The 8,061-nt window shown below is 54.4% G+C and carries 8 protein-coding genes and 2 pseudogenes; 6 read left to right on the top strand and 4 right to left on the bottom strand.

Annotated features, from left to right (window positions below):
• On the bottom strand, positions 1-127 hold a 127-nt coding region (locus AKG11_RS35935), incomplete at its 3' end, for a DUF4158 domain-containing protein (RefSeq protein ID WP_156334195.1).
• Positions 128-252: 125 nt separating this feature from the next.
• Between AKG11_RS35935 and AKG11_RS32485 the strand changes: the two genes are divergently transcribed.
• The 6 genes and pseudogenes from AKG11_RS32485 (at position 253) to AKG11_RS32455 (ending at position 5,250) form a co-directional block, all read left to right on the top strand.
• On the top strand, positions 253-867 hold the full coding sequence (locus AKG11_RS32485) for a recombinase family protein (protein WP_000904906.1): 615 nt from the start codon (positions 253-255) through the stop codon (positions 865-867).
• A gap of 65 nt (positions 868-932) precedes the next feature.
• A complete protein-coding gene (gene aph(3'')-Ib, locus AKG11_RS32475) occupies positions 933-1,736 on the top strand; it encodes an aminoglycoside O-phosphotransferase APH(3'')-Ib (RefSeq protein ID WP_001082319.1) in 804 nt (267 codons plus the stop codon).
• Positions 1,736-2,572 (top strand): annotated as a pseudogene (locus AKG11_RS32470) (APH(6)-I family aminoglycoside O-phosphotransferase). The gene aph(3'')-Ib and the pseudogene AKG11_RS32470 overlap by 1 nt, the downstream one beginning before the upstream one ends.
• A 117-nt stretch (positions 2,573-2,689) precedes the next feature.
• Positions 2,690-3,562, top strand: a complete 873-nt coding sequence (locus AKG11_RS32465) for a TaqI-like C-terminal specificity domain-containing protein (protein ID WP_050746994.1) — start codon at positions 2,690-2,692, stop codon at positions 3,560-3,562.
• Between the two features lie 75 nt (positions 3,563-3,637).
• Entirely contained in the window at positions 3,638-4,303 is a 666-nt protein-coding gene (locus AKG11_RS32460) for a hypothetical protein (RefSeq protein ID WP_156334214.1), read from the top strand.
• The gene (locus tag AKG11_RS32455; RefSeq protein WP_082342947.1) at positions 4,300-5,250 is read left to right on the top strand and encodes a tyrosine-type recombinase/integrase; all 951 of its coding nucleotides are present in this window, start codon (positions 4,300-4,302) and stop codon (positions 5,248-5,250) included. Before AKG11_RS32460 ends, AKG11_RS32455 begins: the two co-directional genes overlap by 4 nt.
• A gap of 11 nt (positions 5,251-5,261) precedes the next feature.
• Here the strand turns inward: AKG11_RS32455 and AKG11_RS32450 are convergent, their stop codons facing one another.
• The 3 genes and pseudogenes from AKG11_RS32450 to AKG11_RS35930 form a co-directional block, all read right to left on the bottom strand.
• The gene (locus AKG11_RS32450) at positions 5,262-7,001 is read right to left on the bottom strand and encodes a UvrD-helicase domain-containing protein (RefSeq protein ID WP_050746992.1); all 1,740 of its coding nucleotides are present in this window, start codon (positions 6,999-7,001) and stop codon (positions 5,262-5,264) included.
• Positions 6,998-7,849 (bottom strand): TOPRIM nucleotidyl transferase/hydrolase domain-containing protein, encoded by an 852-nt coding sequence (locus tag AKG11_RS32445; protein ID WP_371260175.1) that lies wholly within the window; start codon positions 7,847-7,849, stop codon positions 6,998-7,000. The genes AKG11_RS32450 and AKG11_RS32445 overlap by 4 nt, the downstream gene beginning before the upstream one ends.
• Before the next feature lie 6 nt (positions 7,850-7,855).
• A pseudogene (locus AKG11_RS35930) lies at positions 7,856-7,972 on the bottom strand (hypothetical protein); the annotation flags it as partial.
• Positions 7,973-8,061 lie beyond the last annotated feature (89 nt).

Raw genomic sequence — 8,061 nt, 5'->3', positions numbered from 1 at the left:
GACGCAGCCTGATATGCCCAAGGTCTTCATCACTCAGCGTATAGTGCTTGAGCAAATCCGTCTGTGAAGTCGGCAAGCGCAACAGCGCGTCTTTCTGCCGATCGGTTAGAGTGACGCGACGCGGCATACATGTTCCTTTTTCAAAATCTGATAGCGTTCAAGACGCTTTGTTTATGAAGCTGGTTGAGATACATTTCCAGAGGTCAATGCAATCGTGGCCGAAGCGCCGCCTCAAACCAACGTTTGTGATACATGCTGATCGGATATGCCCGCGTCTCCAAAGCCGATGGCTCGCAGTCTCTCGACCTGCAGCACGACGCCTTGCGCGCCGCAGGTGTCGAACGGGACAATATCTATGATGATCTTGCTTCCGGCGGTCGTGATGATCGCCCTGGCTTGACTGCCTGCCTCAAGTCATTGCGTGACGGCGATGTGCTGGTGGTCTGGAAGCTCGATCGCCTCGGACGATCGCTTGCCCATCTGGTCAACACGGTGAAGGAGCTGTCAGACCGCAAGATCGGCCTGCGGGTTCTGACTGGAAAGGGCGCTCAGATCGACACCACGACTGCGTCCGGTCGCATGGTGTTCGGAATCTTCGCCACCTTGGCCGAGTTCGAGCGGGATCTGATCCGAGAGCGCACCATGGCGGGTCTCGCCTCCGCGAGAGCGCGCGGTCGCAAGGGCGGACGAAAATTCGCGCTCACCAAAGCTCAGGTGCGTCTCGCGCAAGCCGCCATGGCCCAGCGCGATACTTCAGTTTCCGATCTCTGCAAGGAACTCGGCATCGAGCGCGTCACTCTCTACCGATATGTCGGTCCCAAAGGCGAGCTCAGAGACCATGGAAAGCATGTTCTCGGACTTACGTAGCAACTCGTTTCTTTTCGCAGGTTGAGCCACCTCCGCGCTTCATCAGAAAACTGAAGGAACCTCCATTGAATCGAACTAATATTTTTTTTGGTGAATCGCATTCTGACTGGTTGCCTGTCAGAGGCGGAGAATCTGGTGATTTTGTTTTTCGACGTGGTGACGGGCATGCCTTCGCGAAAATCGCACCTGCTTCCCGCCGCGGTGAGCTCGCTGGAGAGCGTGACCGCCTCATTTGGCTCAAAGGTCGAGGTGTGGCTTGCCCCGAGGTGATCAACTGGCAGGAGGAACAGGAGGGTGCATGCTTGGTGATAACGGCAATTCCGGGAGTACCGGCGGCTGATCTGTCTGGAGCGGATTTGCTCAAAGCGTGGCCGTCAATGGGGCAGCAACTTGGCGCTGTTCACAGCCTATCGGTTGATCAATGTCCGTTTGAGCGCAGGCTGTCGCGAATGTTCGGACGCGCCGTTGATGTGGTGTCCCGCAATGCCGTCAATCCCGACTTCTTACCGGACGAGGACAAGAGTACGCCGCAGCTCGATCTTTTGGCTCGTGTCGAACGAGAGCTACCGGTGCGGCTCGACCAAGAGCGCACCGATATGGTTGTTTGCCATGGTGATCCCTGCATGCCGAACTTCATGGTGGACCCTAAAACTCTTCAATGCACGGGTCTGATCGACCTTGGGCGGCTCGGAACAGCAGATCGCTATGCCGATTTGGCACTCATGATTGCTAACGCCGAAGAGAACTGGGCAGCGCCAGATGAAGCAGAGCGCGCCTTCGCTGTCCTATTCAATGTATTGGGGATCGAAGCCCCCGACCGCGAACGCCTTGCCTTCTATCTGCGATTGGACCCTCTGACTTGGGGTTGATGTTCATGCCGCCTGTTTTTCCTGCTCATTGGCACGTTTCGCAACCTGTTCTCATTGCGGACACCTTTTCCAGCCTCGTTTGGAAAGTTTCATTGCCAGACGGGACTCCTGCAATCGTCAAGGGATTGAAACCTATAGAAGACATTGCTGATGAACTGCGCGGGGCCGACTATCTGGTATGGCGCAATGGGAGGGGAGCAGTCCGGTTGCTCGGTCGTGAGAACAATCTGATGTTGCTCGAATATGCCGGGGAGCGAATGCTCTCTCACATCGTTGCCGAGCACGGCGACTACCAGGCGACCGAAATTGCAGCGGAACTAATGGCGAAGCTGTATGCCGCATCTGAGGAACCCCTGCCTTCTGCCCTTCTCCCGATCCGGGATCGCTTTGCAGCTTTGTTTCAGCGGGCGCGCGATGATCAAAACGCAGGTTGTCAAACTGACTACGTCCACGCGGCGATTATAGCCGATCAAATGATGAGCAATGCCTCGGAACTGCGTGGGCTACATGGCGATCTGCATCATGAAAACATCATGTTCTCCAGTCGCGGCTGGCTGGTGATAGATCCCGTCGGTCTGGTCGGTGAAGTGGGCTTTGGCGCCGCCAATATGTTCTACGATCCGGCTGACACAGACGACCTTTGACCCGACTCTATACACATTGCACAGATGGCAGACGCATTCTCTCGTGCGCTGGACGTCGATCCGCGTCGCCTGCTCGACCAGGCGTACGCTTATGGGTGCCTTTCCGCAGCTTGGAACGCGGATGGAGAAGAGGAGCAACGCGATCTAGCTATCGCGGCCGCGATCAAGCAGGTGCGACAGACGTCATACTAGATATCAAGCGACTTCTCCTATCCCCTGGGAACACATCAATCTTACCGGAGAATATCGTTGGCCAAAGCCTTAGCGTAGGATTTCGCCCTCTCCCGCAAACGACCCCTAAAAGGTCAGTTGGTCGCCTCAGACCCCAATTCGGCAAAGCTTCTTAAGCCTTTCCTCGAGGGTAAGGATCTCAAGAAATGGCGTCAGGAATCACGAAAACTGTGGCTCATCTACATTCCCAAAGGACGAGTTCAGATCGATGACTTTCCCGCCATAAAAAAATGGCTGCTCCCGTTCAAGAAGGCTCTTGAAAAGAGAGCGACGAAACAGGAATGGTTCGAGCTACAGCAGGCTCAGGAGGCATACAGCCCCCATTTTGGAAAGACCAAAATAGCGTATCCGCATTTCAACCAGGAGCCGAACTTCGGCCTCGAAACGGCTGGGGCTTTTTCCAACGATAAAAGCTACATAATTCCGACAGATGACCTCTTCCTGCTGGCTTATCTTAACAGCAGCGTTGGCTGGTTCTATTTGTCTAATTTGGCGCCTGCCGTCCGAGGCGGATTTCACGAACTACGAGTGCAGTACGTCGAGCAGTTGCCCATCCCCTCTCCGGCCAAATCTGTGAAAGACAATATTGTAAAAACTACCGACGCGCTATTGACCACCTACGCTGCTATGCAGAAGAAGCAGCGTGATTTTGCGCGGCGGATCCCAGATCTGTGTCCTTCAGGGGCAGGCCCCGCGTTGTCTTCAAAATTGAAGGAATGGTGGAGACTCGTCGATTTTGCGAGCTTCCGTGCGGAAGTGAAGAAGGTTTATAAGGCCGACATCCCCCTGTCCGAGCGATCCGATTGGGAAGACTGGTTCCAAAACGATAAAGCCGCCATTGCTGCTTATGCTTCAGATATCTTGGAACACGAAGCTCGGATCGACCACCTAGTATACGGGATGTTTAAACTGACACCCGAAGAGATCAAGCTCATTGACACGGCGATCTAACTATCCCGCTCATTAACGCTTTTGCACCGGCTTCTATGTATGATAATGTCCTTTATGTTATATAGGAGGAACGCTATGGTTGATGACGCTGGTCCCATCGACCCACCCAAATCGTATCCTGGCCGGTCCGTTACAAGAGCAGCGGCTGAGGGCGTTGTCGGGCTCATACCAGGGGCGGGGTTGCTGACGAACATCTATGCCATTACTCATCCGCCCATCGAAGAAGTTGATCGGCGTCGATGGGAAGTCGATATGACCCGGCGCTCCAATACCCAAGACGAGTTGTTGAAAAGCGTCATCGCGGCTTTCCTGAGAATGAAGACCAACAATCAGCATGCGGCAGACGCCCAGCACTTATCTTTCGTCCGTGGCGGTATGCTTTCCACCTTGGAGAACATTGGCCGCGAGGGCTTAACACCTGTGCTCAAAGAGGAACTGCAGCAGAAGTTGGAGGCTACAGCTAAAGATGTTGAAGACCTTTTACAGGGCTTAGAAGCAGCCCTGATGAGCATGAGTGATGACGAGAAGAGTAAGGATTTTGTCGACGTTTTGCACGAGGTGGTCTTTGGCACATTCGGAAAGTCGACGATCCGGAATGACATCAATCGGCTGATTAGATCCGCCACCTTGGGAGTAGAGGAACAGAAGCGGCAGGCAATGAGGGTGTGCGACAGCATAGATCGGTTTAATGCGGGCCTTACCAAATTGAGCAGCTACGCAACGGCGTCTGTGCAGCTATGAATTTGATTCTACATGACCCTGCAGCTAACCGTCTGGTCGCGGGGCTTGGGTATTCAGGACGTACTCGCTTTCTAGAGTTCTTTACCGCACAGATCCGCAATCCCAACACACGTAAGGCCTATGCGCGCGCCGCCGCCGACTTCCTCACATGGTGCGGGGAACGAGGCGTCTCCGCCCTTCCCGCAATCCAGCCGATGCATGTGGCCGCCTGGATCGAGGAGTTGGGGCGAAGCCATTCGGTGCCGACTGTCAAGCTGCGCCTCGCGGCCATCCGGCACCTGTTCGACTGGCTGGTGACGGGTCAGGTCATGCCGACCAACCCCGCCCACGCGGTACGGGGTCCCTCCTATTCGACCAAGAAAGGCAAAACTCCGGTGCTGGCACCGGACGAAGCCCGGCAACTGCTCAATTCCATTCCCGTTGACACGATCGCGGGTTTGCGCGACCGGGCCCTCATTGGCCTGATGACGTATTCGTTTGCGCGAGTTGGCGCGGCCGTCAGTATGGAAGTGCGCGACGTCTACGTGCAGAACCGACGCCTCTGGGTCCGGCTACATGAGAAAGGTGGCAAGCTCCATGAGATGCCGTGCCACCATACGCTCGAGGCGTATTTGGATGCATACCTAGACGCCGGCAGACTGCGCGACCATCCCCGTACGCCCTTATTTCGGACGATCGGCCGAGGCACAGGCCAGTTAACGGATAGTCCCCTGCCCCGCGCCAACGCCTACCATATGATCCAGCGGCGCGCGCAAGCGGCCGGAATCGACACGGCCGTGTGCAATCACACTTTCCGCGCAACGGGCATTACGGCTTATCTGAAAAATGGGGGCACGCTTGAGAAAGCAGCGCACATGGCCAACCACAGCTCTACGCGTACCACTCAGCTTTATGACCGCCGCAGCGATGAGGTGAGTCTCGATGAGGTGGAGCGGATCCTTATCTGAAAGTCATGATGTCATGAGGTAATGGTAAGCTCATGAACATGATCTTTTCCAAATAAGCGTTGGACGGACGCCATTGCTGTGGCGGAAAGTGTCTGGGTTGCCAAGACGGCGAGGCGTTTTCGTGGGCGAGACACCGCAACATAGAACAGGTTTCGCGCTCGATGATAGCCTCCGGTGTTTTGAGGAGTTACAGCTTTCGTCTCCAAGAGCTCCAGGAGTTGTGGCCATTTGTAATGGTTCCACCCACCGCCGAGGATGACCAGGACATCATTGAACTGAGCACCCTTGACGCTATGTTGGGTCGCAAAGGTTGTCGCTCCCTCCAGGTATGCAAAGAGGGCGATTACCTCTTGATATGAAACGTCTCGGAGTTTTCTGTAGCGCGTCGTACCTTTCGATTCTTCGGCCTCCGGCGCGGCATCCGCTTTGGCCAATTCCTCTTCTCGGCGCATCAGCTTTTCGGATAGCCGTGGTCTTCCGGTCGCCTTTAAATGATCAATTACGGCGCCGATCGTGCCGGTCAGCCGCAGATCCATAAGCGCGTCCATATCATTGCGCCATTTCACCTTGTCCTGGTGTTCCGACAGGTTCGGCCCGGAGCGCAGGATTCGAAACATCTCCCCATATTTCTTGTTCGAGTACGCGCGGCAGACCGGCTCTAGGGTGTCAGCAAAGAACTCAATCAGAGAATCTTCTTTCTTAGCAAAGGCTTCATTCCGATCGAAAATGGCGGCGATGTTCGGATATCCTTGTTCAGCGGCGATCGCATTATGAGTAAGCATGAGGACTTTTGTGGTGTCGGCACTGAAACTCCATCCGTCTGCCTTGAGCCGCTCCTTCAGCGCATTCGTATACTGTTGAGCAATGCCGTCTGGCAGGTCCTCCTTCGAGTGCGCTGTATTCGTCCGCACTCCTGAATAGCCATTTGCGTGGAAAAACTGGATGCTCCCAAGGGCATCAGGATCCGAAACTTCCTGCTTCAGCTCGGGTCGAAGCTCATTGAGCATTGTGACAATCGCTGGTGCGGATCGAAAATTGGAGCCCTTATCGATGGCCACGACGTTGGGGAAATCCGCAATTTGGAAGTCACCGCGATAAATCGTTTGCCAGTGATCGCCAAACAACCCGATAAGCGGGCCTGTTTTGGAAGCCAAGAATTGTTCCGAGAGCGCCGCCATGAACAGCTTGTCGGTGTCTTGGTACTCGTCAATGAAGATCACCGGGTGTAATTGGGTTATGTATGACTGAAACTTCTTCTCTGCGAGAAGTTGAGCCATAAACCTCGGGATGTCGTCATGGCTTAGAGTAATCTTATCCGGCTCAACGCCGAAGAACCCCAAGCTATATTCCACGCTCTTCGTGCCAATCCCGCCCCCCTCAGCGATTTTGTCCTGCCGATCTGGCATTTCAGACAAGCATTTCCGCAGCGACTTTTGAAATTGCGAAATTAGTCGCCATGAGAACGCGTGGATCGTATCCACCAAAATTGCGGGATGCTCCTGAATGTCTTGCCGAATTTCGTCACGGGCTACTTCAGTGTAAGTGATACAGGCAATTTTTTGGCCTGCCCGGAGAAGCGCTTTTCCTCGAGCATCAATCAGAGTCTTAAGTGCCTCTACCAGCGAATAGGTCTTTCCGGCCCCTGCCCCGGCTTCAAGCCGAAAGCTCAACCCGTTTTGAAGGCAGTGAGTGACTCTCGCCTGCGCTTCGGCCGCCGCTATTTCTGCGGGATTGGGTGCGTCGACGGTCATGCCGCCACCGCTTCGGTTCCTAAGGCTGGGGGCGCTTCTGGCGGTGGCGGCGGTTCCGCAAGCCATATGAGACCCTCTTTGATATACAGCGGCACAAGCCATTCTTTCTTGCGGATGGCGTACAGCAACGCCGTTTCCGTCTTTCCCATGTCTTGGGCGAGGGTCCACGCGTAATCGCCTGCGTGTTCCCCTTCGGGAATTGGAAATAGCTTCGGATTGGCGATAATGAATGCATCCTCATAACTACGACCGCAGACCGTAAGCCCCTCTTCCGGGATCTGGTAAGCGATCCGACGATAATTCTGGATTTTGTCCTTTGGTGCTTTCGCTTCCAGCTCGTTAAGTAACAGAGCATCGCCCTTCTCCTTGCCGAACCACGCTCTCAAGGCGCTATTGTTCGAACGCGTACCTTGGGAGTAAGGACATTTTCTCCATTTGGTCGGCTTCGTCCCATCGTCAAAAACAGCGTCGACATCTGTTATAAAAAGACTTTTCAGCTCTAAGAAATCCAGCAATTCGTAGAATTTCCCCGCATAAGCGCCGCCAACCTCAATCGTGGAAATATACTGTTGCGCCAGCTTTTTCTCGTCGCTCAGTTCGCCGTCAACAATGGCGCAAATTCGGGGAATGAGGAGACGCTCGGTCGTGCCTTCAATCAGTATTGCCTTGTCGGCGAAATAGAGGTCGCACTTTGTAAGCGTCATATACTGGTGGAGGAAATCCTGGTCTTCTGAGGGGATCTTGGCCAAACCTTTCCTGAAGTCTTTGACCTTGGTGTGTCGAAACGGGCTCTTTGAGGGCACACTCAGGAAATAGCGTATTGCGTCGAACTTGGCCGTGTTCGCCACATGTGATGAGTGGGTTGAGACGACAAATTGCACTCGCCAGGTCGGGCTGTCCTTATATTTCTTCGATAGCGCCTGAACCGCACTATCGAGTTGGCTGATGAACACCTCCTGCATCTGCGGGTGGAGATGCGCCTCAGAGGCTGCCTCAAAAAGAGGTGGGTGATTTCAACAGGTTATGATTCCTTCGGATTTGCGAGATTCGATGGAGTTCA

The organism is Shinella sp. SUS2, assembly GCF_001262505.1.
Lineage (GTDB): Bacteria > Pseudomonadota > Alphaproteobacteria > Rhizobiales > Rhizobiaceae > Shinella.
The sequence above is the reverse complement of the archived record's forward strand: the minus strand, read 5'-3'. Positions and strand labels throughout refer to the sequence as shown.